This window comes from Siminovitchia terrae, assembly GCF_003605405.2.
In the GTDB taxonomy this organism is placed as follows: Bacteria; Bacillota; Bacilli; order Bacillales; family Bacillaceae_C; genus Siminovitchia; species Siminovitchia terrae.
Map to the genome: position 1 here is coordinate 84,486 of NZ_QYTW02000009.1, position 26,145 is coordinate 110,630.

General features: G+C 41.2%; 29 protein-coding genes. 21 read left to right on the forward strand and 8 right to left on the reverse strand.

Annotated features, from left to right (window positions below):
- Positions 1-218 precede the first annotated feature (218 nt).
- From D5F11_RS11100 to pepF, 5 genes are all read left to right on the forward strand, one after another.
- Positions 219-1,406: a putative glycoside hydrolase gene (locus D5F11_RS11100; RefSeq protein ID WP_120116554.1), complete on the forward strand. Its 1,188-nt coding sequence runs from the start codon at positions 219-221 to the stop codon at positions 1,404-1,406.
- Positions 1,407-1,714: 308 nt separating this feature from the next.
- Complete coding sequence (gene spxA, locus D5F11_RS11105; protein WP_018705420.1) at positions 1,715-2,110, forward strand: transcriptional regulator SpxA; 396 nt, start codon at positions 1,715-1,717, stop codon at positions 2,108-2,110.
- A 363-nt stretch (positions 2,111-2,473) separates the two neighbouring features.
- Entirely contained in the window at positions 2,474-3,133 is a 660-nt protein-coding gene (mecA, locus tag D5F11_RS11110) for an adaptor protein MecA (RefSeq protein WP_120116442.1), read from the forward strand.
- Between the two features lie 65 nt (positions 3,134-3,198).
- Positions 3,199-4,419: a competence protein CoiA gene (locus tag D5F11_RS11115; RefSeq protein WP_120116445.1), complete on the forward strand. Its 1,221-nt coding sequence runs from the start codon at positions 3,199-3,201 to the stop codon at positions 4,417-4,419.
- A 102-nt stretch (positions 4,420-4,521) separates the two neighbouring features.
- Complete coding sequence (gene pepF, locus D5F11_RS11120) at positions 4,522-6,342, forward strand: oligoendopeptidase F (RefSeq protein WP_120116447.1); 1,821 nt, start codon at positions 4,522-4,524, stop codon at positions 6,340-6,342.
- 616 nt (positions 6,343-6,958) lie between these two features.
- On the opposite strand, the gene D5F11_RS11125 is transcribed toward pepF, so the two are convergent.
- The 4 genes from D5F11_RS11125 to D5F11_RS11140 form a co-directional block, all read right to left on the reverse strand.
- Positions 6,959-7,786 (reverse strand): ClpXP adapter SpxH family protein, encoded by an 828-nt coding sequence (locus D5F11_RS11125; protein WP_120116449.1) that lies wholly within the window; start codon positions 7,784-7,786, stop codon positions 6,959-6,961.
- Positions 7,786-8,187 (reverse strand): globin domain-containing protein, encoded by a 402-nt coding sequence (locus D5F11_RS11130; RefSeq protein WP_120116451.1) that lies wholly within the window; start codon positions 8,185-8,187, stop codon positions 7,786-7,788. Before D5F11_RS11130 ends, D5F11_RS11125 begins: the two co-directional genes overlap by 1 nt.
- 281 nt (positions 8,188-8,468) lie before the next feature.
- The gene (locus D5F11_RS27405; protein ID WP_120116453.1) at positions 8,469-9,134 is read right to left on the reverse strand and encodes a lytic transglycosylase domain-containing protein; all 666 of its coding nucleotides are present in this window, start codon (positions 9,132-9,134) and stop codon (positions 8,469-8,471) included.
- Entirely contained in the window at positions 9,131-9,751 is a 621-nt protein-coding gene (locus D5F11_RS11140; protein WP_126646561.1) for a CYTH domain-containing protein, read from the reverse strand. Before D5F11_RS11140 ends, D5F11_RS27405 begins: the two co-directional genes overlap by 4 nt.
- A gap of 128 nt (positions 9,752-9,879) precedes the next feature.
- On the opposite strand from D5F11_RS11140, the gene yjbM reads away from it, so the two are divergent.
- The 3 genes from yjbM to D5F11_RS11155 are packed head-to-tail and all read left to right on the forward strand — an operon-like array spanning position 9,880 to position 12,271.
- The gene (yjbM, locus tag D5F11_RS11145) at positions 9,880-10,530 is read left to right on the forward strand and encodes a GTP diphosphokinase (protein ID WP_120116458.1); all 651 of its coding nucleotides are present in this window, start codon (positions 9,880-9,882) and stop codon (positions 10,528-10,530) included.
- Between the two features lie 18 nt (positions 10,531-10,548).
- Complete coding sequence (locus tag D5F11_RS11150; protein WP_120116556.1) at positions 10,549-11,349, forward strand: NAD kinase; 801 nt, start codon at positions 10,549-10,551, stop codon at positions 11,347-11,349.
- 4 nt (positions 11,350-11,353) lie between these two features.
- On the forward strand, positions 11,354-12,271 hold the full coding sequence (locus tag D5F11_RS11155) for an RluA family pseudouridine synthase (RefSeq protein WP_120116460.1): 918 nt from the start codon (positions 11,354-11,356) through the stop codon (positions 12,269-12,271).
- A 110-nt stretch (positions 12,272-12,381) separates the two neighbouring features.
- Here D5F11_RS11155 and prpE read toward each other — a convergent pair whose 3' ends face one another.
- Positions 12,382-13,119 (reverse strand): bis(5'-nucleosyl)-tetraphosphatase PrpE, encoded by a 738-nt coding sequence (gene prpE, locus D5F11_RS11160; protein ID WP_120116462.1) that lies wholly within the window; start codon positions 13,117-13,119, stop codon positions 12,382-12,384.
- A gap of 331 nt (positions 13,120-13,450) precedes the next feature.
- On the opposite strand from prpE, the gene mgtE reads away from it, so the two are divergent.
- The 5 genes from mgtE (at position 13,451) to D5F11_RS11185 (ending at position 19,430) form a co-directional block, all read left to right on the forward strand.
- Positions 13,451-14,827 (forward strand): magnesium transporter, encoded by a 1,377-nt coding sequence (gene mgtE / locus D5F11_RS11165; RefSeq protein WP_373316030.1) that lies wholly within the window; start codon positions 13,451-13,453, stop codon positions 14,825-14,827.
- 819 nt (positions 14,828-15,646) lie between these two features.
- Positions 15,647-17,470 (forward strand): monovalent cation:proton antiporter family protein, encoded by a 1,824-nt coding sequence (locus tag D5F11_RS11170; RefSeq protein WP_120116467.1) that lies wholly within the window; start codon positions 15,647-15,649, stop codon positions 17,468-17,470.
- Positions 17,471-17,568: 98 nt separating this feature from the next.
- Positions 17,569-18,348: an enoyl-ACP reductase FabI gene (gene fabI / locus D5F11_RS11175; protein WP_120116469.1), complete on the forward strand. Its 780-nt coding sequence runs from the start codon at positions 17,569-17,571 to the stop codon at positions 18,346-18,348.
- 267 nt (positions 18,349-18,615) lie between these two features.
- On the forward strand, positions 18,616-19,188 hold the full coding sequence (locus D5F11_RS11180; RefSeq protein ID WP_120116472.1) for a CotO family spore coat protein: 573 nt from the start codon (positions 18,616-18,618) through the stop codon (positions 19,186-19,188).
- A 53-nt stretch (positions 19,189-19,241) separates the two neighbouring features.
- Positions 19,242-19,430: a hypothetical protein gene (locus D5F11_RS11185; RefSeq protein WP_120116474.1), complete on the forward strand. Its 189-nt coding sequence runs from the start codon at positions 19,242-19,244 to the stop codon at positions 19,428-19,430.
- Here the strand turns inward: D5F11_RS11185 and D5F11_RS11190 are convergent, their stop codons facing one another.
- The gene (locus D5F11_RS11190) at positions 19,431-20,000 is read right to left on the reverse strand and encodes a CotY/CotZ family spore coat protein (protein ID WP_120116476.1); all 570 of its coding nucleotides are present in this window, start codon (positions 19,998-20,000) and stop codon (positions 19,431-19,433) included. It abuts the gene before it with no gap.
- A gap of 129 nt (positions 20,001-20,129) precedes the next feature.
- Here D5F11_RS11190 and D5F11_RS11195 point away from each other — a divergent pair, with 129 nt between their 5' ends.
- From D5F11_RS11195 to D5F11_RS11230, 8 genes are all read left to right on the forward strand, one after another.
- Positions 20,130-20,486, forward strand: coding sequence for a DUF1360 domain-containing protein (locus D5F11_RS11195; RefSeq protein WP_120116478.1), 357 nt, complete (start codon positions 20,130-20,132; stop codon positions 20,484-20,486).
- A gap of 368 nt (positions 20,487-20,854) precedes the next feature.
- The gene (locus D5F11_RS11200; protein WP_120116480.1) at positions 20,855-21,334 is read left to right on the forward strand and encodes a YhcN/YlaJ family sporulation lipoprotein; all 480 of its coding nucleotides are present in this window, start codon (positions 20,855-20,857) and stop codon (positions 21,332-21,334) included.
- Positions 21,335-21,345: 11 nt separating this feature from the next.
- Positions 21,346-21,822 (forward strand): stage V sporulation protein AC, encoded by a 477-nt coding sequence (gene spoVAC, locus D5F11_RS11205; protein WP_120116483.1) that lies wholly within the window; start codon positions 21,346-21,348, stop codon positions 21,820-21,822.
- Complete coding sequence (gene spoVAD, locus D5F11_RS11210) at positions 21,822-22,838, forward strand: stage V sporulation protein AD (RefSeq protein ID WP_120116485.1); 1,017 nt, start codon at positions 21,822-21,824, stop codon at positions 22,836-22,838. The genes spoVAC and spoVAD overlap by 1 nt, the downstream gene beginning before the upstream one ends.
- 13 nt (positions 22,839-22,851) lie before the next feature.
- Complete coding sequence (gene spoVAE, locus D5F11_RS11215; RefSeq protein ID WP_120116487.1) at positions 22,852-23,208, forward strand: stage V sporulation protein AE; 357 nt, start codon at positions 22,852-22,854, stop codon at positions 23,206-23,208.
- Positions 23,209-23,306: 98 nt separating this feature from the next.
- On the forward strand, positions 23,307-23,561 hold the full coding sequence (gene spoVIF / locus D5F11_RS11220) for a sporulation-specific transcription regulator SpoVIF (RefSeq protein WP_120116490.1): 255 nt from the start codon (positions 23,307-23,309) through the stop codon (positions 23,559-23,561).
- A gap of 102 nt (positions 23,562-23,663) precedes the next feature.
- A complete protein-coding gene (locus D5F11_RS11225; protein ID WP_120116492.1) occupies positions 23,664-23,924 on the forward strand; it encodes a hypothetical protein in 261 nt (86 codons plus the stop codon).
- A gap of 27 nt (positions 23,925-23,951) precedes the next feature.
- On the forward strand, positions 23,952-24,854 hold the full coding sequence (locus tag D5F11_RS11230) for an MBL fold metallo-hydrolase (RefSeq protein ID WP_120116494.1): 903 nt from the start codon (positions 23,952-23,954) through the stop codon (positions 24,852-24,854).
- A 145-nt stretch (positions 24,855-24,999) separates the two neighbouring features.
- Here D5F11_RS11230 and D5F11_RS11235 read toward each other — a convergent pair whose 3' ends face one another.
- Positions 25,000-25,449, reverse strand: coding sequence for a GNAT family N-acetyltransferase (locus tag D5F11_RS11235; protein WP_120116496.1), 450 nt, complete (start codon positions 25,447-25,449; stop codon positions 25,000-25,002).
- A complete protein-coding gene (locus D5F11_RS11240; protein ID WP_120116499.1) occupies positions 25,450-25,965 on the reverse strand; it encodes a YjcG family protein in 516 nt (171 codons plus the stop codon).
- Positions 25,966-26,145 lie beyond the last annotated feature (180 nt).

Sequence of the window (26,145 nt, forward strand, 5' to 3'; positions counted from 1 at the left end):
CTAAACAAAATTTAATCTATCCTTATAATTATAACGGCTGGGAACTTGGCAATCAAGCCGTTGTGCTGCTTCATCCGACTTTAGAGCTAAGCCGGCAGGAAAAAACAATCATTTCAATATCATGTAATTATTGCTAAAATAGTATTGTAATGAACGAACGACTAATAGATTCGAACCAGATAAAAGGAGAGTAGAACATCTTGAGAGTTAGAAGGCTGATGGCAACAGCAGGAGTGTTCGGTGTGTTGGCGCTTACAGCTCATCCGGCAATAGCACAGGATGACAAGCAGATACATTCCAATTCAATAAGGGAAAATGCAATCGCGATGAAGGCTCTGCCTCTTGATTCACCTCGTTTTGTGTACGATTCCGGTCTGACATTTGAATATCCGGATGCAGTTCGTGGAATTTATGTAACGGGAAATTCAGCAGGGGGAAGCCGTTTTGATGAACTATTGAATCTGACGGAGTCAACGGACTTAAATGCAATGGTTATAGATATTAAAGATGATTGGGGAAATGTAACATTTGAAGGCGACAAAGATTCACCATATGCCAAGATTGGAAAAAGCTACATAAAGGATCCAAGAGCTATGCTCGAAAAAATGGAAAAGAAACAAGTTTATCCAATCGCCAGAATTGTTGTTTTCAAAGATTCCCTTTTACCGAAGGAAAAGCCTGAACTTTCTTTTCAGGATGGAGGGAAAATATGGGTAAACGGACGGGGAGAAGCTTTTGTCAATCCGTTCTTAAAAGAAGTATGGGATTATAACGTTGGTATTGCCATCGAAGCTGCAAAACTCGGATTTAAGGAGATCCAGTTTGACTATGTAAGATTCCCGGAAGGCTTTGAGAACCGGGATAATCAGCTTAAATATGAAATGGGCGAGTATAAAGACATGAAAGAGGACAACGTGCAAAAACGTGTGCATGCTGTTACTGACTTTGTTGCTTACGCGCGTGAAAAATTGAAGCCATATGGTGTAAAGATTTCTGTGGATATATTCGGTTACACCGCTACCATGCCGGAAGCCCCAGGGATTGGACAGAACTTCAGCAAGATTTCTGAGAATGTCGATGTAATCTCATCCATGATCTATCCAAGTCATTGGACATCCTATTTCGGTATAGCCAAACCGGATTTGGAACCTTATAAACTTGTCCGTGAATATGCAAAGGTGGAAAATAAAAAGCTATCCGAATTAAAAAATCCGCCGATTTCAAGGCCGTGGCTGCAAGATTTCACAGCATCATACTTAGGAAGCGGAAATTATCGTGTATATGGCAAAGCAGAAGTGGAGGAGCAGATCAAAGCTCTTTATGATTCAGGAATCGAGGAGTATTTATTATGGAATGCAGGCAACACCTATTCCCCTGGGGTGGACTACACTCCAGAAACCGAATAAAAGCAATGAAAGCATGAATGAAAAAATAAGAACAGGTTATATTATATGAGGGAATCATTCAAAAGAGGATGTTTCAAATCGTCTTTTGAGGGGTAAAAATATGTTAAGGGTTAGTATAACAGATTGAAATCCATAAGGAATACAGTATATAAGAATTCCAAAAAAATCTATTCATTAAAGAGAAAATAGTGTATAATACATAGTATAAAGTGTTTCATAATACTAAGTTTAATTTGGATGATTTTCTTAAAACTGATCAAAATCAACCCTTAATATATTTCAAAATAAAATGGGAGTGTGCTTAAAATATGGTCACATTATACACTTCACCAAGCTGTACATCGTGTAGAAAAGCTAGAACGTGGTTAGAAGAGCAGAACATTCCATATACTGAACGCAATATCTTCTCTGAACCTTTGAGCCTTGAAGAAATCAAAGAGATATTACGGATGACTGAGGACGGAACGGACGAAATTATTTCAACCCGTTCCAAAGTATTCCAAAAGCTCAATATCGATTTGGATTCTTTACCGCTTCAACAGTTGTTTGACATCATCCAAAAGAACCCTGGATTGCTGCGCAGGCCGATTATACTGGATGAAAAACGTCTTCAGGTTGGATACAACGAAGATGAAATCAGACGTTTCTTACCGCGCAAAGTGAGAACTTATCAATTGCGCGAGGCACAGAAAATGGTCAACTAAATGTAATGCATAATTATAACCTTCATGCTCTGAATCAGCAGTATGAAGGTTTTTTTTATAAAACTGAGCAAGATTTCAAGTAAGAGCTTGTTCGCTTTCAGAAAAGCACATTTTTAGATAGCAGTCGAATTTTCGGAAAAATCGCTTGATTTCTTATAGTTTATTGGTTAAGATAGGCGCAACATCGATTATTTTTAATAGGCGTTTGATGGTTTATAAATTGGGAACAAAATTGTTTCCCTTTTACAACCGTTTATCATAAAATAAAGAGTACAAGGGGAAGACTAATTATTAATTTATTCCTTAGTCGGGATACATGTCCCTTCAACACCGCCACCCTACAAAAGAAGGGAGAGTAGTTTTGTGGAGATTGAACGTATAAATGAAAATACAGTGAAATTTTACATTTCATATGTCGATATAGAAGAAAGAGGCTTTGATCGTGAAGAAATATGGTATAGCCGTGAAAAGAGCGAAGAGTTATTCTGGGAAATGATGGATGAAATCCATCATGAAGAAGAATTTGTTCCGGAAGGACCGTTATGGATCCAAGTCCAGGCATTGGACAAAGGGTTGGAAGTACTGGTAACAAAAGCACAATTATCCAAAGATGGACAAAGGTTCGAGCTGCCAATCCCGGATGAAAAATTGAAGGACTTGCCGATTGATGAAAGGATTGAAGAGTTTCTTGACCACCATCTTCAATTAAACCATTATGTGCGTTCTGACGATGATTTACTTGAATTCATCCTTATGTTTAACGACTTTGAAGATGTCTTGGCTCTCTCAAAGAGAGAGGGGCTGGAAGAGGTTGAAACGAAACTGTTTGCGTATGAGAACAAATACTACTTATATGCAAAATTTCATGATGAAGACTCTGACGAGGACCAGATTGAGGATGTTTTGAGTATCCTGCTTGAATACGGATATGAATCAGCGTTCACAGTTCACCGTCTTGAGGAATATGGCAAAAAAGTTATTGACGAGGATGTTTTCAACACATTAAACAAATATTTTGCTTAAAGAACCGATTTCCATGAAAATCGGTTTTTTAATTTTGACCACCTTTAGAGGAGAAACAGGTCCATATGAAGAATACAAAAGGAAAGAAGGGAGTGTGTTATTTGTTAACTGCATTAACTAAAGAAGGAAAACTCTTCACTCTGTATGGAGAAGTGCGGAAGCAAATTCTTCAAATGCGGAAGCAGCAATTCTATTGTCCGATCTGTACAGAACCCCTCATTTTAAAAGCTGGCCACGTAAGAATCCCGCATTTTTCTCACCGTCATCATTCTGAATGTATCAACACCGCTTCGGAACCAGAAAGTCCGAGACATCTAAAAGGCAAACTGGATTTGTTCGAATGGTGCAGGTCCAATCGATTGTCTGCACACCTCGAACATTATCTCCCTGACATTAAGCAGCGACCCGATTTGCTTATTGAAAAAGCTGGCCGACGTTTTGCTGTAGAGTTTCAATGTACTCCGATTTCTGTTCAAAGCGTGGAAAGAAGATCGCTCCAATACCTTTTATCAGATATCACCCCAATTTGGATTGTTGGAGGACAGCCTTTTCATAAAAGAAGGACAAATGATATGTTTGAACTGACGGAGTACCTCTGGTCGTTAACAAAGAGAAATAATGGATATGCCATGCTTGCCGGATATGAGCCGGAAAGCGGAAAGGCATCCCTTTTGACGAACATTGTGCCTTATACTTCAAGAAAAATTTTTGCCAAGCATTTTCAACTGCCCATCTCTCACTTAAAACTTCCCCTTCCGCTATTCGCAGAACATCCCTATTTTCCATTTAAAAGCTGGTTAAATGAAAAAATGAGTTGGATTCAACAAAAGGTTCGATATGGGGACCTTGTGCAAGACCGTTTTTTAAGCACGGTTTATCTGGAAAAGTCTAATCCATTTCTAATATCTCCACTTATCGGACTACCCGTGAAATACATGGAGGGCTTTGTTTCCCACCCAACCGAGTGGCAGTTTTTCATTTGGACGGACTGTCTAAAAAAATTAAGCTTCAATAAAAGAATCTCGCTTCATTATGTTTACTATAAGTTGCGGAAAAGAATATCCAAAGGCGATATTGTTTGCAGGGTGCTTCCGCTCCATGAGAAAGCTTTGTGGGAGAAGGCTGTTCGGAATTATTTTCGAGTGCTTGAAGAATTGTTTTATTTTCAAAAGGTCGGGAAAGACTTATATAGAATGATTCGAGTATTTCCTTGGCCGTCACATGTTGAGGATGCGAAAAATGGCGAAAAAGACATATTAAAAGCATTGATAAAAAATTATCGCTAAACAAAAGGTCTTTCCGTGTACTCGGCAGGACTTTTCCAATAAAATAGAGAATATGTTAATATGCAAAATCTGGAATAAGATAAAGCGAACGGAGGATATGCTATGGCACAGGATACGAACGTAAAAACTCTTCCAAGTCGGTCAGAAGTGAAAGAGGAATTGACATGGCGTTTGGAGGATATTTTCCAAACAGATGAAGAATGGGAGAAGGAATATTCCGCTATTCAAGAAGAAGTTCCGGAGGGCGAACAATTTAAGGGTAAGTTGGATGAAAGTGCAGAAACGCTTTATAGTGCATTGGAGTTTCAATCCGGACTGTCCCAACGAATGGGAAAGCTATATACATATGCACATATGCGCTATGATCAGGATACAGCCGATTCGCATTATCAAGCTTTTAATGCGCGGGCTGAATCACTTTATTCCAAATTTGCGAGTGTTTTTTCCTATATTGTTCCTGAAATACTTGCAATGGATGAGAACAGACTGAAACAGTTTTTAGAGGAAAACAAGGATTTACAGCTTTATAAACAGGCGCTGGACGAGATCAATCTGAAACGTGGACATGTATTGAGCTCTGAGCAGGAGGCGTTGCTTGCAGAAGCATCAGAAGTTTTGGGGGCATCCAACACGACCTTTGGTATGCTGAACAACGCAGACCTTGTTTTTCCAGTCATGAAAGATGAAGAAGGCAATGATGTTCAATTGTCACATGGAAACTATATTCAGTTTTTGGAAAGCCAGAACCGGAATGTTCGTGAACAAGCGTTTAAAAACGTTTATGACACGTACGGAAAGTTCACCAATACTTTCGCCAGCACTTTAAGTGGCACAATTAAAAAAGATAATTTTTATGCAAAGGCACGAAATTACGATTCTGCTAGGCAGGCAGCATTGGCAGCGAATAATATTCCTGAAAGTGTCTACGACAATCTCGTCTCCACCATTAATAAAAACCTGCACTTGCTTCATCGTTATATCGGCTTGAGAAAGAAGTTTCTGCAGGTTGATAAATTGCATATGTATGATCTTTACGTTCCTCTTGTAAAAGAAGTGGATATGAAAATTAAATATGAAGAAGCGAAAGACATTCTGCTGGGAGGGCTAAAGCCGCTCGGTGAAGATTATATCAATATTTTAAAAGAAGGATTTGAAAACCGTTGGGTGGATGTTGTAGAGAATAAAGGAAAAAGAAGCGGTGCTTATTCTTCAGGGGTGTATGGAACAAACCCATATATTTTAATGAATTGGCAGGATAATGTGAACAATTTATTCACCCTAGCCCATGAATTCGGGCATAGCGTTCATAGTTATTACACTCGAAAATACCAGCCATATCCTTATGGGAATTACTCCATTTTTGTGGCGGAAGTGGCTTCGACCTGCAATGAGGCATTGTTGGGAGATTATTTACAAAAAACGACCAATGATAAACAAAAACGCCTTTATTTAATCAATCACTATTTGGAAGGTTTCCGAGGTACGGTATTCCGTCAAACAATGTTTGCGGAATTTGAGCATTTAATCCACCAGAAAGCGCAAAATGGAGAGGCGCTGACGCCGGATCTGCTGACAAATGAGTATTATGAATTGAACAAGAAGTATTTCGGTGTAGAAAACCTTCATATTGACAAAGAAATTGGCCTTGAATGGTCAAGGATCCCACATTTTTACTATAACTATTACGTATATCAATACGCGACGGGCTTCAGTGCTGCAACTGCTTTAAGCCAGCAAATCCTAGATGAAGGAGAGGAAGCAGTCAAACGTTACATTGAGTTTCTCCAGGCAGGGAGCTCTGACTATCCGATCGAGGTATTGAAAAAAGCTGGCGTTGACATGACTTCATCAGAACCAATTGAAGCAGCTTGCAAAGTCTTTGAAGAAAAGCTGAATGAAATGGAACAGCTTTTAAATGAATAATAAAAAGAGAGCCGGAATTTGTTTTCGGCTCTTTTTTACTGTGAGAAGATGATTGATTTAATGAAAACCTTTAAATTTGTTCCAGTTGTTTACAAAGGAGAAAAAAATAAAGATGGATAGGAACAGCAGCGGAGCAGTAATATAAATCGGAATTAGCTGCATGAGTCCAAGCATATTGAGACAAAAACTGATGATGAAAAACAGAATCATTAACCCAATCAGAATTTTTCTCAACCTTGCGATCCCTCCGTTTCGAATCCCTTGCTTAAATTTTTATGAAAAAGAAACGATAATATGAATAAGAAAAGCGTAAGCCTTGGACAGCGCGGGCAAACAAGTCGATTCCCGAGGAGGCAGTTTCTTAGCCACCACAGGGAAGCGGCTTGATCCTTGCGGGGCTAGGCGCTGGCCGCCTCAAGCCGCCACATCCTGTGGCTTCGGTGGCACTAGCACATCCTGTGGGTCGGCAGGCTCAGAACGCGACGTCCTGTCGCTTTGCTTGCACTAGCACATCCTGTGCGTCGCTGGACAAAGATAAAGCTTCCTTTGAATAAAATTTTTCGATAACAAGTTATACTTTCTTTACTCACAAAAAAAGAAAGGCGCTTTTCGCCTTTCAACAGGACTGCAGACACTTCCAATACGAGCCATATGCAGAATTGATTTTTTCAACTTTGCGCTGGAGCTGAAGCTTTTTTAACTTCCTTTCCATTTGTTGGTATGGCATATCGTAAATGATGGAAAGATCGTGTGTCGAAATAATGGATTGTCCGGATAAATATTTTTCCAACGGAGGAATCTTTGTTGGATGTACATATCCGCCCATCATTTCTTTTAAAATTTGGACATAAATGGAATATGAATAACGGCCGGTAATTTTTAATCCTTCATCTTCAATATGTTCATTAAAAAACACCATTGCCGGCATCTCTGTTACATTCATTTCAGATGAGATCCTTATATCGCATTGAAATGCCCTTGAAGCGCTTGATGAATAGATATCACGGATAAACTCCTTGCAATCTAAGCCAACACTTTTTGCACATTTTTCTAGTGTATTGATATCTGTTATATTGGCCTGTTCAGCAAAAAGCAATTCTTGGAGTCTTCTCAAAAAGCGGATGCCATTTCTTTTCCCTTGTAGTTCTGCTGCTTTAATACTAATGGCCGCCAAATGGGGGACAACCGTGCCCTGTTCCATCATATTTCGATCATGGCCAATTGTTCTCTGCCTTCTGTTTTTATTCCCATTGTTCAGCACGGTTAAATTTCCACATAGCACATGTTTAAGTGTGAAATAATCACCATATTGAAGTTGCAGCTTTTTAATGATCGGGTTCAGGAGCCAGCACTCTTCGCAAAAGGGATCTATAAATACATATATTTCGATCGGTTTATTTCGTACGTCTTTTAGCTTAAGAAAGCTTTGGGTTTTCCAATCCATCACGGCGCTTCACCCAATGCTTCATCAGGTGTGTTCACCATGTGGTTGGCTGTTATGGCAAGCCTTGAATAAAAAAACTCACGAAAAGAGGGATCAAGCTCCACTTCATCCATTGCTTCACTCATGCACATCAGCCATGCTTTCGCTCTGAGAGGAGTGATTACATGGGGCAAGTGCCGTGCCCGCATCATGGGATGCCCATGCTCTTGTGAATACAGTGGCGGTCCCCCAAGAAATTGCGTCAAAAACTGTTTTTGTTTCCGTGCAACTTCTGTCAGGTCTTCAGGAAATATGGGGATCAGGTCGGGATGTTTTCCTACCCTGCGATAAAAGGCATCTACAAGAGAGGAGAGCTTTTCTTCTCCAATTGCGTCATACGGCATCATACGCTTTTCAACCATATGAATCGCTCCTTTTTTAGAAAATAGTAAGAACTCATGAATACAAAAAGTATGAATGCAAGCAAAGCAACAGAATGTCACGTCTGAGCCTGCCGACGCCATCTGACGTGGTGCTAAGTCGACAAGGCACCTTGTTGCGCTATTCTTAAATAGTATGTACATTGTATCAACGGCTTAAAAATAACACAAATAAATAGCATTTTGGGGAAAAAGAGGTATTGACACACTAAAAAATCCCTGTTATGTAAACAGGGATTCAAGAAAGATTGGCATTTGCACATTTAGCTAAGATAAGTATCTGTTACTTTACGAACATAGTTTTGAGTTTCTTTGAACGGAGGGATGCCTCCGTATTTGTCCACATTACCGGGGCCTGCATTGTAAGCTGCAAGTGCTAGCTTTACGTTGCCTTTATATTTATCCAGCATGTTCCGTAAATACTTTGCGCCAGCCATGACATTTTGCTCCGGGTCCATAATATCGGTGACTCCGAGACCCCGGGCAGTAGCAGGCATCAGCTGCATTAATCCGGAAGCCCCAGCCCCGCTTACTGCTCGGGTATTAAAATTAGACTCATGTCGAATGATAGCTTTGATTAATTTAGAAGGCAGTTGATAGGTCTCAGCTGCACGTTCTATAATCTTTTCAATAGAAGATCCCGTTTTCATTACAGTGGGAGACGCAGTCTCATGAATGTTGGGAGTACTTCCTTTGTCTGTCAGATAATGCTGTATGTAAGCTTGGTTGTTTTGAAAAACCTGACCAAGCGTATTCAATCCGTTTTCGGCTTGTCCGTAAGGAGAAATAGTGTTCTGTGATTGAACAAACTCCTGAAGAAGACTGGCAAATGATGAAGATGCAGGCGTACCTGCATTTGACGGCTGCTCCGAAAAGTTTTGGAGCGATTGCAATTCAAGCAATGCCCTGATTTGACCAAGTGAATTCAATGTTTCCCCTCCTTTTTGGCTTCAAAAAATCTCTTTATTTTATTATCGGCATGAACCTTGGGAATGTTGAGTTCATTCAACAATTGAAGTAAATCATTTTCATCGCCCAACGAATGTTCATCAACCTCATATTCTATTTCAAAATCTTCTCGGCCAAAATAAATGCTGTGATCAATCATTAACTGTCCTTGTTTAAAAGGAATCTGTGCACGGCGGGTTTGAAGCGCACCTTTATATTCGAGAGATTCAGGCACGATATTTAAAAGCATGAGTTCATCTTTGACTTCGCCAGCAGGCAACTCGTTTTCACTGATCAAGGCCTTTGCTTGGTCAGCGGAAATAGGTTGATTGATTTCGAGGACGCCGGCCTCTACTATTAATTTTAACGTAAGCTCAAACTGTCCGTTTTTCTCTCTGATTCTGAGGGCTGCTTTTTTCCCCCCGAGAGAACCATCCACTGTGTCAAAGTAATGATTATTTTGTGTAAGAAAATCATGATCGTTAAGTTGAAAATGTTGATACAGCTTGATAAAGTTCTCTTTGCTTAGCATGTTTTTAAATTCAATTTCGATATTTCTGCCCAAAACTGTTCGTCCTTTCTGAAACGATATCTTCATTATCGCTTTTTTAAACAGATAGTTCAATGTATGAATGATCACTTTATGCTAAAATGAGGTCGTATATAAATTATGGAAAAAGTAATGGTTAAACTTTTGCGCCAGATGTCACAGGGGTGAGTAGTATCTTGAATCATTGGGATCAATTTTTAGCGCCATATAAGCAAGCAGTAGACGAATTGAAAGTAAAATTGAAAGGAATGAGGGGGCAGTTTGCGGAAGAGCATGTCCACTCACCAATTGAATTTGTGACTGGACGGGTAAAACCGGTTGCAAGCATTTTGGTTAAAGCGAACTTAAAAAACATTCCGCTGGATAAACTGGAGACCGAAATCCAGGACATTGCAGGACTTAGAATGATGTGTCAGTTTGTCGATGATATCAAGACGGTCGTCGAGCTTCTTAGAAAAAGAAATGATTTTCGAATTGTTGAGGAGAGGAACTATATCTCTCATAAAAAGCCTAGCGGCTATCGTTCATACCATGTGGTGATCGAGTATCCGGTTCAGACAATTCACGGGGAAAAGAAAATTCTCGTTGAAATCCAAATTCGGACATTGGCAATGAATTTCTGGGCTACAATCGAGCATTCACTTAACTATAAATACCAGGGGCAAATACCAGATGAAATTAAAGACAGGCTCCAGGCGGCTGCTGAAGCAGCTTTCAGGCTCGATGAACAAATGTCCCAAATCAAGGATGAAATACAAGAAGCACAAGTTTATTTTACGAAGAATAGGGAAGCATATGAGCTTCCTGATGGAAATAATGACCGTTGAGGGGGAAGTGTGGACGTGATGAGGTTTTCAGTACTTTCAAAAGGCGACTCGACATCTAATGCGTTAATGCAGAGGATCATCACTTATTTACAGGATTTTGAACTGATCTATGATGAGGAAGAACCCGATATTGTAATCTCTGTCGGTGGAGATGGAACACTCCTCTACGCATTTCACCGATACAGCTCGAGGTTGGACAAAGTGGCTTTTGTTGGGGTTCACACCGGGCATCTTGGGTTTTATGCAGACTGGCTTCCGGATGAGATCGAAAAGCTTGTGATCGCCATAGCAAAAACACCTTATCAGGTCGTGGAGTACCCGCTTTTGGAAGTAATCATCCGATATCGGCATGGCGGAAAAGAAACGAAGTACCTTGGAATGAACGAGTCGACTGTCAAAAGTACAGTCGGAACCCTTGTCATGGATGTTGAGATCAGAGGGGAACATTTTGAGCGTTTTCGTGGAGATGGTCTCTGTGTATCTACCCCCTCCGGAAGTACAGCCTATAATAAAGCGTTAGGCGGGGCCATTATCCACCCTGCGATTCATGCGATTCAATTAGCCGAAATGGCATCCATTAACAATCGGGTGTTCAGGACAGTTGGTTCTCCGCTTATTTTGCCAGCCCATCACACATTGATGCTCAAACCAGTATATGTTCATGACTTCAATGTTACGATCGACCATCTTTCTGTGATGCACCGTGACGTAAAATCCATCCAATTTCGAGTTGCTGATGAAAAAGTACGATTCGCACGCTTCAGGCCGTTTCCTTTTTGGAAAAGGGTTCATGATTCGTTCATATCGGATGAAGGATAGAAAAATGTCAAATTTTACTCTTGAGTGGGTCATATCAAATGAAGATGCAGGAAAAGATATTAAGACTTTTTTATCAAAAGAGCATATTTCTAGACGGGCTTTGACGGATATAAAGTTTGCAGGTGGGTATATAAGTGTTAATGGTAAGGAACAGAATGTGCGTTATTTTCTGAATGAAGGTGAAAAGCTGGAAATTGCCTTTCCTCCGGAACCGGTCAATCCTCATCTGAAGCAAGAACACATTCAACTTGACATCTTTTATGAGGACCGGGATATTATAGTCATCAATAAGCCACCCTATATGAGCACTATTCCTTCGAGGGAACATCCATCTGGAAGTGTGGCGAATGCTCTGGCCTATTATAATGAGCATCATGGATCGATGAAAGCCGCCGTTCATATAGCAACGAGGCTTGATAGAAATACTTCAGGGCTTTTGCTGGTGGCAAAACACCGACACGCTCATCATTTATTCGGCCTTCAGCAGGGGGAGTCGAAAATTCACAGAGCCTATGAGGGGATTGCTACAGGCAGATTTGAGAACAAAAACGCCGAAATTGATGCGCCAATCGGCAGAAAGCAGACAAGCATCATTGAAAGGGAAGTAAGGGAGGACGGAAAAAGAGCTGTCACATTCTACGAAGTGAAGAAACAGTTAAAAGGGGCTGTTCTTGTAAAACTTAAATTGGAAACAGGCAGAACCCATCAAATAAGGGTTCATCTTTCTCATATTGGACATCCTCTGCTGGGAGATGAATTGTACGGTGGGCCGATGGAAAGCATTAAAAGGCAAGCTTTGCATTGTAGCGAATTGGCCTTTTTGCATCCTTTGACAAGAAAGGAAATGTTTTTTAAAGCCCCCTTGCCACAGGATATGCAGATGCTTTTGAAGGAACTTGACATTGTGGATAAAGGGAAATAACCCGAGGATGAAAAAGAGCACTTTTCAGATTCCAATAAAGAAATATACCCACGGATAAGAGGAGATACCCGTGGATTGGAGAAATACTCGTAAAGTGTACAAAACGCTGCCTATGAAAACGGCGTAAATTTTTCCGGGATGTATGGCAAAGAGGACCGTACGGATACTGTCTCCTTCTCCGGGTATCTGAATGCTGTCAGCTTTCCACCGAATACGCAGCCTGTGTCGATATTGATGGTTCTTCCGACAATGCGCGGTTCTTTTACTGGGGTATGACCATAAACGATATGAGGAATGCCGTGGTACTTCTTCGCCCAGTCCCGCCTTACGGGTCTTCCATCAGGGAGGAATTCTCCGGTAATGTCTCCGTAAAGCACAAAGGTCTTTACACTTTTATTCACTTTGCCAATGTAATTTTCTTTGATGCCCGCATGAGCTATGATCAATTTTCCCTCATCAAGCGTTTGATAGAGTGGGGAACCTTCATACAATTCCATGAACATCCTTTTGTAAAGGTTCTCTTCTTTTGGTGAAAGCCTGTTTAATTCGGCAACCGTTGTTTCTAAACCGTGGGTGATCTGGACATTTCTTCCGAGAAAAAAGCGATAAAGTTTATTGCAGTGATTTCCGGGAACATAGAAAGCACCATGGTGTTTCCAGAGCTCCCAGACGGTTTTAATAACGTTTAATGATTGAGGTCCCCTATCTGTGAGATCACCTACAAATCCAAGCACCCTGCCTTTTGGATGAATGGGAACTCCATTCTGCCATGTGTATCCGAGCTCGTGTGTCAGATTTTCCAACTCCGTAAAGCAGCCATGAATATCACCAACTATATCAATTTTCAATATAATCACCTGTCTTTTTCCGATATCCCTATATTTTCGTTGGTGGTCGACTCTTTCATATTATTGTATTAATGTGTTCCGTTTCATGCAAACTATGACACAAAAGTGCATATTCAAAAAGTTGCCAAAGTAGAAGTAAAAAGATCGAGCCGGCGAAGCTACGAGCAACAGAATGTATGCTTTTAGATACATGAAGCAGCACAGAAACAAGCCAACGAAGAGATTTGTCGCTTATTATTGGGTGATTTTTGAATATCCTCTAAAATATAACGACAAGCTTATTAAGATTTGTTAGGATAGGAAGGACAGGCGGAGAGGAGGCACGAAAATGATGGCTGAAATGAATCAAGAAGAGCAAGATCAATTGAACGAAGAATTGCTTCTTGAAGCCCTTCATGATGACAATATCATGGAATTTCGTGAAGAATTTTTACATTTACACCCATATGACCAAGCGAGATTTTATATAAAAATTGAGCAGGACGAGAGACTGAAAATTTATCGATATTTATCACCTAAGGAAGTATCGGACTTTTTTGAGGTTTTAGATATTGAGGATAGTGAATATAAAGATATATTGGCGGAAATGGTGCCGCAATACGCTACAGATATGCTGTCACATATGTACACTGACAATGCGGTTGATGTTTTAAATAAGCTAGATAAACTTCAGGCGGCAAGTTATTTGACCATCATGGACAAAGAAAGTGCGCAGGAGATCAAAGACCTCCTTCACTATGAAGAGTCGACTGCCGGAAGTATTATGACAACGGAATATATTGCCATTTCCGCCAATCAGACAGTCCGCTCCGCAATGCATATTTTGAAAAATGAAGCCCCTACTGCTGAGACGATTTACTATGTATTTGTCATCGATGATGACAGGCGCCTTGTCGGGGTCATTTCACTTCGTGACCTTATTATCAGCAATGATGATACGATGATTTCCGAAATAATGTCTTCACGTGTTGTTTCAATTACGGTGGATGCGGACCAGGAAGAAGCGGCAAACCAGATGCGTGACTACGACTTGTTGGCACTTCCGGTCGTTGATTTTCAAAATCATTTATTGGGTATCATAACAGTTGACGATATTATTGATGTTATCGACGAAGAGGCATCCGATGATTATTCGAAACTTGCGGCTGTAATGGATGTAGATACACCTGATAAAAATCCGTTTTCCGCAGCAAAAAAACGTCTTCCTTGGCTGATCATATTACTTTTTTTGGGAATGTTTACAGCCAGTTTGATAGGAAGGTTTGAAGATACATTAAATCAGGTGTCTATTTTGGCAGTCTTCATTCCGCTGATTGCCGGAATGGCCGGAAATACCGGTACACAGGCTCTTGCGGTGGCGGTAAGGGGAATTGCTACGGGTGAACTGGAAGAAGAAAGCAGATGGAAATTGGTTCTCAGAGAAGGAGGAACCGGTCTTATCACCGGTTCAATCTGTGGATTGCTTGTAGTCATTGTTGTTTATTTGTGGAAAGGCGAGTTGTTCCTTGGTTTCCTCGTCGGGATTTCTATCCTGGCATCTTTGTTTGTCGCCACTTTGGCTGGGACACTTGTGCCTATTATCATGCACAAGCTGAAAATTGACCCGGCTGTTGCATCTGGGCCTTTTATAACGACAATGAACGACCTAACATCTATTTTGATCTATTTTGGCCTTGCTACATTATTCATGAGTTATCTGGTTCATTAAACAAGTAAAGAAAGTATACAATTTTTATCGTTTTCATTTCAAAAATCAGATTTCCGTGTTTAGCTCCGATGTACAGGACGTACAAGTGCAAGCGAAGCGACAGGATGTCGCGTTCTGAGCCTGCCAGGGGGCCCAGCGACTAGCAAACTTTACTCTTCTTCCTATGAGAAGTCAACATCGGCTCTGACCTACAGGAAGTACTGATGCAAGCGAAGCGACAGGACGTCGCGGTTTGAGCCTGCTGACGTACAGGAAGTACTAATGCAAGCGAAGCGACAGGACGTCGCGGTTTGAGCCTGCTGACGTACAGGAAGTACTAATGCAAGCGAAGCGACAGGACGTCGCGGTTTGAGCCTGCTGACGTACAGGAAGTACTAATGCAAGTGAAGCGACAGGACGTCGCGGTTTGAACCTGCCGACGGACAGGACGTCCTAGTGCAAGCGAAGCACAGGATGTCGCGATTTAACCCTGTCGACGGACAGGACGCCCTAGTGCAAGCGAAGCGACAGGATGTCGCGATTTAAGCCTGCATTCTTCTCCGTGTTGTCTGGCTGTGAGTGCCATCGGCTCGAGGTCATAAGCCAATCGCAGCTGAAGGAAAACTACGCCTTCTTCAGCGCTCGCTTATGCTTGGTCGCCGATTAGCAGGCACTCTCGCACTTCGTTTTCCTTTATCTCGATTGAAGGATCGTCGACCAAGATCGCCACTTCCTGTGGCAACGTCGACGCACCAACATCCTGTTGGGGCAGTTTGTACGTCGCTAAACGGGCGCCTTGCGCTTTTCTTATAAACAGTCATAAAACGGAGGAAGAAGCATATGGACTCTGAATCGTCATTACTATCATTGGTTATTGTATTGCTGGTCGCGTTTTTTACTCCGCTTCTTCTCCACCGTTTTCGGTTATTTTTCATTCCGGTCGTTGTCGCGGAAATTATCATGGGTCTGATTATCGGTAAAAGCGGGTTCGACGTGATCAGACACGATATGTGGCTTGATACGCTGTCAACGCTCGGATTTATTTTTCTAATGTTCCTAAGTGGAGTGGAAATTGATTTCTCGGCATTTAGCAGCAAACAAAAGAAAGCTGTGCTTCCAAACGGTAAATTAGAGCCTAACAGGTTAGCTGTGTCTACTTTTATTTTTGCAGGCATTTTTGTTTTATCATTATTGCTTTCGTATATTTTCGTTCTCGCAGGGTTTATCGAAAATATGATGCTGATGACATTGATCATTTCGACAATTTCACTCGGAGTGGTGGTGCCGACCTTAAAAGAAGCGGGTATCATGAAAACGGGGATAGGCCAGATTATTTTGCTTGTAGCGGTCATTGCCGATCTTGTCACGATGATCCTGCTATCTGTGTTCGTTTCTCTTTCAAGTGATGGCGGTGGACAAATGTGGCTGCTGCTTGTTTTGTTTGCAACAGGAGTTATTTTTTACTTTATAGGCGTCCGCTTTAAAAGCAGGAATTTTGTCGCAAGCTTGTCAACAGGGACGGTGCAGATCGGGACTCGTGCAATTTTTACGCTGATCATTGTACTTGTCGCTTTATCAGAATCAGTTGGAGCCGAGAACATATTAGGCGCATTTATCGCAGGAACGCTGGTATCGCTTCTGAATCCTGACCAAAATATGATCCGTCAACTCGATTCCTTCGGGTATGGGTTTTTAATCCCTATATTTTTCGTCATGGTCGGAGTAGACCTTGACTTATGGTCGCTTTTAAGTAATAAAAATATGTTGCTGCTGATTCCGTTTTTGATTGTGGCTTTGTTTATATCTAAGTTTTTTCCAGTGCTAATATTAAGGCGATGGTATGACAAAAATACAGTACTCGCATCTGCATTTTTATTGACATCCACTTTGTCACTTGTCATAGCTGCTGCTAAAATTGCTGAACGGATCAATGTGATTTCATCGGAGATGAGTGGTACGTTCATATTAGTGGCTGTCATTTCGTGCATTTTAACTCCTATCATGTTCAGAAAATGGTTCCCGAAGGAAAATGCCGATAAGAGGAAGGTAAAGGTGGCATTTGTTGGAGCCAATCAAATGTCACTTGCTGTCTCCAGGGAATTGAGCCAGAATCAGTACGACACATTTGTTTTTCACAAGAGATTTGAGAAAGCAGATTCCCGGACTGCGGATTCTACATTTGACATCATAGAGGTCGCGGGATATGAGGAAGATATGTTAGAAAAAGCAGGGGTATTTGACTCGGATATTCTCTTTATTGCCACTGGAGATGAAGAGCTTAATTCAACGCTGGCTGTCGCTGCCAAGGAGCGCCAAGTGGAAAGGGTCATTGCCCGTATCGAAAGCCCCGACCTTGCAAAGGCATTGGCGGAACAGGATATTGAAGTGTTCTCAACATTGCTTGCCACAACAGCACTGATGAAAGCTTTGATAGAGTCACCGAACATTGCGCATATTATGACGAGTGAGGAAACGGCATTGCACGAAATCCGAATGATGAATCCGGAATATGACCAGATGACTTTGCGGGAATTTCCATTTACGGGGAAGGACTCCATCGTTCCCCACGGAGATACGGAACTGCAGGTCAATGACCGTTTGATTGTGACTGGATCAGTTGAATATGTGGAGGAATTGACGAGGGAACTGCAATATAAGCAGTAATATTTTAAGAGAATCCTGTTTACAAAACAAAAAGCAGTCGTGTATGATTAGTACTAGGTGCTAATAACATGTATTAAAAACATTGGGGAGGAATTCACATGCTTTCTTTAAATGGTAAAACCTTTGTGGTTATGGGTGTTGCAAACAAACGGAGTATCGCATGGGGAATCGCAAGATCTTTACATAAAGCTGGAGCTAAACTGATATTTACATATGCCGGAGAGCGTCTTGAGAAAAATGTTCGTGAATTGGCGGATACGCTGGAAGGAGAAGAATCATTGGTCCTTCCTTGCGATGTGACAAAAGACGATGATATCGAGGCATGCTTCAGCCAAATTAAGGAGCAAGCAGGCCCGATCCATGGGATTGCCCACTGTATCGCGTTTGCCAACAAAGAAGAGCTGGATGGAGATTACTTGAATGTTACAAGGGATGGTTTCCTTCTTGCTCACAACATTAGTGCATACTCGTTGACTGCTGTCGCCAAAGCGGTTCAAAAACTGGATGCTATGCCTGAAGGCGGAAGCATTGTGACAATGACTTATCTTGGTGGAGAGCGAGTTGTAACAAACTATAATGTTATGGGAGTGGCCAAAGCTTCACTTGACGCGAGCGTCATGTATCTGGCAAGCGATCTTGGTAAACAGGGCATCCGAGTGAATTCAATTTCTGCTGGTCCAATCCGCACCCTTTCAGCAAAAGGAATCAGCGATTTTAATAGCATTTTGAAAGAAATTGAAGAAAAAGCTCCTCTTCGCAGAACAACAACACCGGAAGAAGTCGGAGATACTGCCGTATTCTTGTTCAGCGATCTTTCACGTGGTATTACAGGTGAAAACATCCATGTCGATTCCGGCTATCATATAATGGGCAATTAATAGTGGCTTTCACCAAACGCTAGGTGGTTATTTCTAGTACTGTAGTTTTAGATTGCTTCATAGATCTTGAGTGAAAAGCAAAGAGCCATAAAATTGTCTTTAGCAACTGTCATAAAACTTCATCTCATCTGTTATCCTGGGTGAAGCTAAATATCAAAGAACTGCCGCGGAATGTAATTCCCGGTGGTTTTTTTATTTTCTTATAAACGTCGGCTGGCGTTATGCATACATATATTAAGAAAGTTTCAGTGATGGAGGGTTTTCCATATGAAAAAAAAAGATGAATCGAAGTCACTAAAGCCTATATTATATATTTCACAACCTAATTTAAAAGAGCCGAATCACCGGATGCAGAGCCAATACACTTCAAATGCTGATCAACTATCCAATTTGAACTCAAGTGATGCTATAGTTGCTGCTGGCAAGACAAAAACAACCAAAAGAAGTATCAGTTATTTTGAGGAAGAAGAGTTTATTTTTGAAGAGAAGAAGAATGCGCAGGAAAAACAAGTCGAAGAAAAGCAAGTCGAAGAAAAGCAACCTCAAAAACAAATTCCTGTTTCAGCAGCGGATTACTTCAGATTTCATGCTCAAAACAACAGTCCTGTAAAAGGCAGGCTTAACCCAGTTAAATCTTTCACCTCTATGACCATTGAAGAAAAGCTTCAGCATTTATCATCGAAACCTCAATTTTATTCCTGTACCTTTTCAACATTAGATAAAGGGGTCACTGGTAAGCTGCATGCAGGTGATCAAAATCAAATAGTCGTTAAGACAGATTCCGGAGAATTTATTACGATTAACAAAAAAGAGCTCACTGGAATCCGGATTAATGCTTAACTTCATTCAGCAGAAGTCTCCCACATCTCTGTAAGTGGTGAGATGAAAGCATATTGGTATTCCGCTCAGTGGGGGTCAAACCCCGGCTGAATAAAGTTAAAGCCTTCGGCGGATGCCACAGAATTTCAGAGGAAATTTATCGAGCGAAGGTTGATAAAATCTGGGCGCAAATACGCCAAGGCGCATTTGATGTGATCTGCAAAAATAAAGACGGAAATGGTTGTTCCATTTCCGTCTTCTGATTATTCACAAAGCTCCAAGTCAACATCTGCGATACATTGAACGGCACAGAAGCAGTGAAGGTCAACGGTAACACAGCTATTGCTGCGTCCCCAGTCTCTTACTTCGCAAAGTTCAGAGAAATTACACTTTCCGTGGGGCTCAAAAATATCAGCTACTGTCTTTCCATCCTTTTTCAATGGCACAAGCACTCTTAGGGTGGCGCAGCAATTATCAAAGATTTCTTCTACCCGGAAAAAGACAGACATACATTTGCCGTGATGACCTCTGAAAAAAGCTTTAAACAGCTCACCGTTCTTATGAGTCAAAGTGAATACACGGGTATCCGCATGTCTTCGTCCACGTACACCCAAATCACCAAGAGGTTCAACAAAGCAGTTGGATGTGCATGCTTCGCATTCTTCTTCTGCTTGCTCTTGAATATCTTTAATAGCTTTGACTACTTGACAAACACAATTTAATGCACACTCGCCGCTGCATCCCCCACCGCCGCCATGGCCACCGCTGTTATCGTGATGATGAGTTGTCGGTGCCGTATGGCCGAAGGATGATTCCATTTCTTCGAAGCTCATCTTTTATGTTCCTCCTTTTTATATGGTCATTAATGGTCATTTACATTAATAACATATTAATCCATGGGTGAATGAGTAACGGACAAACGCCTGTTTTACATAAAATAGGCAATTGAAGGGGTGGAAACAATGGATATTTCATGGTTGGAATTTATCATATTCAGCATGGCAGTTTTTCGCCTGACAAGGCTTTTAGTCTATGATCAAATAACAGAATGGATAAGAAGCCCGTTCATGGATGAATACGAGGAAAAAAATGATGAGGGAGAGACAGAAACCTATCTGCTTCCGAAAGAAGGAGGTGTGCGGGGCTGGTTTGGTAATCTGTTGAGCTGCTTCTGGTGTACAGGAATATGGATGGCCATTGGGTTATTCGTCATACGTTTATATGTTCCTGTCGTTTATAAACCTGTTGTCATCGTATTGGCTGCGGCTGGCTTGGCAGCAATTGTTGAAACGTGGATTCAGTCAAAAAACATCGGGTAATCTGGGGTTTTGGGAAAACGATAAGCACAGTTCGCTCATAAAATATACAAGGTGCTTAGGTGCATCCAATATACATGTGGGAAGTGAGATCTTTGGAAAAAAATAGAAGGAAAAAAAGGTCGGTCGCTCCTGTTCATAAAAAAAGGAAAGGCTGCGGATGCGGAGGACCTATCAAGAAGTCAAAAGTGTACTAGAGAAAGTTTTTTTCGACTTTTTACCATGCATTCATAAACAGGGAAACTCTTTGTAAGGGTTTCTCTGTTTTATTTATGCCATTTTCAAAAAAGCAAGTTGGACATTTGCGTTCATAATTTACATGGAATGGTGAAAAATAAAGGTAGTTACGATTCTTTAAAGCGGAGGTTCACATGAGTAAATCATCAAATATTATTATTTTGACCGCCATTTTATTGGTTCTTTCCGCCTGTTCTTATGATGACGGCAAAGAACACAAAGAGAGCGATTCAGCCTTGCTGAAAACGACAAGTCCGCCGCCTATTGAACTGAAGCAAAGGGATGAGGAGGATTCGGTTGCTTATCAGGTGAGAGAAGAAGTGTCGAAAATAAAGGAAATTTACGATGTTGCCGTGATAGAAGGAGAAAAGAAAATCATCGTGGCATATAAAGTAAAGCATATGCAAAGGTTCAGAATGAAAAAAATCGAAAAGGAACTCACTGAAAGACTGAACAGCGAATATCCTGACGAGAAGTTCATTGTTTCCAGCGATTATAAAATTTTCCTGGAAGCAATCAGGTTGGAAGAGGATCTGGATGATGGCAATTTATCAGATGAGGAAGCTAAAAAACGATTCAAAAAAATCATCCGATTAAAAGAAGAGATGACATAGGAGAGAAGCAGATGTCTAGCAAAAATAAAACAAAAACACCTGAACAGATTCAGTACGAACAACTGCAAAAAAAACATGAAACAAAAAGGCCTATTTTAAAGAACTGTATCAGGGCTTTTTGGGTGGGCGGCACGATTTGTGTAATCGGACAGGCCATCACTTATTTCTATATTTACTTTTTCGATTTTACCGAGCAGACAGCGGGAAACCCGACTGTAGCTACGATGGTTTTTTTTGCAATGCTTTTGACGGGCTTTGGTATGTATGATCGTCTCGGCCAATATGCCGGTGCAGGAAGTGCAGTGCCGGTTACAGGTTTTGGAAATGCCGTGATATCCTCAGCAATTGAACACAGAAGTGAGGGGTTTGTTACAGGGGTAGGAGGAAATATGTTTAAACTCGCGGGATCCGTCATCATGTTCGGAGTATTTTCCGCTTTTGTTGTCGCTTTTATTAAGACGATATTGTTCAAGTGGGGAGGGCTATAATGCTTGTTGGGAATCAGACGTGGGTTTTTAATCAAAGGCCTGCCATTTTATCTACTGGAGTTGTCGGCGGTCCATTTGAAAAGGACGGGCGTCTTACGAATGATTTTGATAAATTTCATGAGGATTTATGGATGGGAAAGGATTCATATGAAAAGGCACAGACTGTTTTACTTGAAGATGCTGTCGACATTGCGTTAAGAAAAAAAGCACTAAAAGGTGAAGATGTTCAATTTTTCTTGGCGGGTGATTTAATCAATCAAATAACACCGACGAGTTTTGCTGCTAGAACAAATCAGATACCGCATCTCGGGTTATTCAGTGCATGTGCCACTTCGACAGAGGGGCTGGCGCTAGCAGCTATGATCATTAACAATAGCGGAGCCGATTACATACTGGCTGGAGCGTCCAGCCATAATGCATCAGCTGAACGCCAATTTCGATATCCTACAGAATATGGCGGCCAAAAGCCGCCAACTGCTCAATGGACAGTTACGGGGGCGGGTGTCGCCCTTGTTGGATCTGGGAGATTAATCAGTTCTCCTCATCCGAGAATTACATCGGCAACCATCGGAAAAGTGATTGATATGGGATTGACGGACCCGTTTAATATGGGGGGCGCAATGGCGCCGGCTGCTGTTGACACAATTCAAAGACATTGTTTTGATTTGAAAATTGATCCGTCCCATTATGACCTGATTGTGACCGGAGACCTGGCTGAAATAGGCAGACGGGCTGCTATGGACCTTTTTAAACAAAAAGGAGTATCAGTTGATGATGAACAATTTAAGGATTGCGGCCTTCTCATATATAAAAATGAACAGGGAGTATTTTCCGGAGCAAGTGGACCGGCTTGCTCTGCAGTCGTCATGTATGGACATTTACTCAATGAGATGAAGGAAGGTAAGTATAAGCGAATCTTATTTGTAGCTACAGGCTCTCTTTTATCGCCGCTTTCTTTTCAACAGAAAGAGTCTATTCCCTGCATTGCTCATGCTGTCGCCATCGAATATATTTAAAAGGAGGGATTTTATGCTTGCGATGTTTTTTTGGGCATTTGTCATCGGAGGGATTATATGTGTAATTGGGCAGCTCATGTTTGATGCTGCCAAACTGACTCCTGCCCATACATTAAGTGGAATGGTTGTCATTGGTGCAATTCTGGCCGGGTTTGGACTGTATGATCCCCTTATAGATTTTGCTGGGGCCGGAGCAACCATACCGATCACCAGCTTTGGGAACTCGCTCGTCCATGGGGCGATGCTGGAATCTGACAAACATGGTCTTGTCGGTGTAATGACCGGAATGTTCGAGGTGACGTCATCCGGTATATCAGCGGCCATCGTTTTCGGTTTCCTTGGCGCTTTACTATTTAAGCCGAAAGGATAGGGACTTTAACTCATTCCAGCATTTTGGGGTTTCTATACCTCACCAAAAATAGTCTTCTTCATACTATATAAAAGATGAAAAGGAGGCTATTTTTAACTATGGATAATCAATTTTTCAAAAATATTGAAAGTAAGACCGGAGTCGATATGAATGAAGTACTCAAGCTTGCGAATTCGCTACAGAGTGCAAATTTTAAAGATGAAAAAACAGTCCGCCGAGTAATCAGAGAAGTAGCGAGGATTGCAAATCGACCCGTTTCAAAAGAATTGGAAGACAAGATGGTGCATACCATCACAAAGGATGGCAGCAAATTGGATATGGGGACCATTTCAAAAATGATTAATAAAAAATAAACAAAGGGCTTGCATCATTTGCAAGTCCTCCTTTTTTTAAAGAAAAGGTTTACAAATAAGGATTTTCGGGTAAACCCCATGAAAAAGAAGGTGCTATGACCGATGGGATATATTGCGCCAGTCAGGATGCTTCAATATACGGAGTACCAAAAAAGAGATCAGGAAAAAACGAAAGATCGAGATCCTATGCCTGTCCATTTTGTGCCTAAAATTAGACTTCGAGCGAAATTTCAGTTGCGAACTTCCGCAACGCAAATTCCGTTTAATGATAAGAACGTAAGGGGGATTGAAAGGGAGGCCTTCAAAAAAGAAAATTTTCCTCATGAAACAGGAAAAGGTCTATATTTAAACGAATATGTATAATAGCAAATTTGGAAGGAATGTTTTGAATTGGAATTGATAGAAGTGTCGGGTTGCTGTTATTACTTCAGTGGTGCAGTCAATATAGGGTATATACACAAAGAAGGCCAAGGGCTGCTCATTGATTCCGGTATTGATAAAGGCACCGCAAAAAAAGTATTGAAAATATTGAATGAGCATCAGCTTCCCGTCGATTATGTCATCCTTACCCATGCACATACTGATCATTATGGGGGAGCTTCCTATTTACAGAAAGAGCTCCAGGTAGAATTACATGCACAGCGGTTAGAAGCAGCTATCATGGAACATCCTATTCTTGAGCCGATTTATTTGTGGAATGGTGCGGTGCCGATTAAACAATTAAGAAACAAATTTTTGGAGGGAGAACCGGTGATCATTGATGGGTTCCTCTTTGAAGGGCAACAGGAATTGGGACCATTTCATTTTGAGGCGCTTCATTTGCCAGGGCACAGTTATTCGCAGATAGGAGTTTTAATAGATGGAATCCTGTATGCAGCAGACAGTTATTTCGGCACCAAGGTTCTCGCGAAACACAAGGTTCCTTTTATCGTGGATGCTGATGCAACAATCAACTCGCTTGAAAAGTTAAAAAGCTTAACCTTGCAGGGAGCAATTCCGGGGCATGGTGATTATGAAACCGCATTTGAAGAGACGATCCAAGCCAACATTGAATGCCATAACAACATCAAACTTTTTCTTTTAAACAGTATTAAAGCCTCCACAGATGGCATATCTATGGAAGCTTTAATGAAAAGAATGTTTGATCACTTTGGATTAAGGGCACGCGAAATCGGTCAATGGCTGCTTTATAGAACATCTTTTACTGCATACATATCTTCGCTTATAGAAGCCGGAACAGTTTCAATATCCATAAATGAATATACGCTATGGTTGAAAGGGGAATCCGTTTAAGGTTTCGAATGAAACCTTAAACGGATTCTTTTTTAGGTGTATCCAAGAGGATCAAAAGCAAATAGCGCTCTGCTGCAAGGTCACAAGCCGATTCCCTTTAATGTTGAAGGTGGGCCCTTCTAGGAATCGCCTTGTTCTTTCCTAGCTAAACAGAGCGCTTTGTCATTTCTTGTTCGAGTTTCTTTATCATTTTCCGGTGGGGGATGTCCGCATCGAGAAATTCGTCCGATACGACGGCGTATCCAAGTTTCTCATAAAATGGAACGGCATAAGATTGAGCATTCAAAACGAGTTCCTCAACAGGAAGTCTCTTTGCATAATCCTCAATCTCCACCATTATTTGGATGCCTGCCCCTTTACCTCGATATTCCGGGAGAATACAAATTCTTTCTACTTTCCCCTTGCCATCAAGTATCCGGAATCTGCCCGCGCCTGCCGGCTTTTCACCATCATAAAGCACGAAGTGGGCAGAGTTGTTTTCGTGTTCGTCGATTTCGATTTCCACTGGAACCTTCTGTTCCTCGACAAACACTTTTTCTCTAATGTTGAAAGCATCTTGAATCTGATCATCTGTTCCGGCATGAATGACTTTCATTTACTGGGGATCCTTTCCAAGTCGATAAGTTTCATAAACAGTCCATGAACCATTTTCAAGCTGATATACGAGATGGAATCGGTCAATGGTTTCCTCATGTTCAATCCCGAGCATCCTTAGTTGGCCATAAACATCGGAGTGCTCATCATTTGATAGCTTTTGTGCGATGGTAATATGGGGAACAAAAGGATGCTCCGGCTTATCACCTGGCAAGGAAGCATACAGATCCACGTAAAGTCCCTCTAACTGTGGAGTTTTCTCAGCCTTCAAATGAATTGTGTTGTTGATGGGCTGGAAAGAACTCACTTTCCTGATGTTTAAAACAAATGGTTCATATTTTTTTGCTATCGCTTCCAATTTTTCTGTTATGGAATGGGCATCTACTTCTGTTTCAAAAGCTGCCTTCAATGTCAGATGAGGAGGAATCAGCGCATAATGGGGGTCATACCTTTTCCGATAGGAATTTGCCAAGTCCTGCAACGTTTTAGAGGGGAATATAACAATCCCATATTTCATTTTTCTAACCTCCCTAATAAGAAATTGATTGAAATCTTCTATATCTTATTACTATAACATAACTCTGCCAGCTTTTCCTATAGGACATAAGAAGCTTAGCATTTAAAAAACACCTCTGTATCAAGGGTTTGGGGCTGATGAATATTATTCAGCTTCAATTTTAGCTCCAGCTAAGATAAA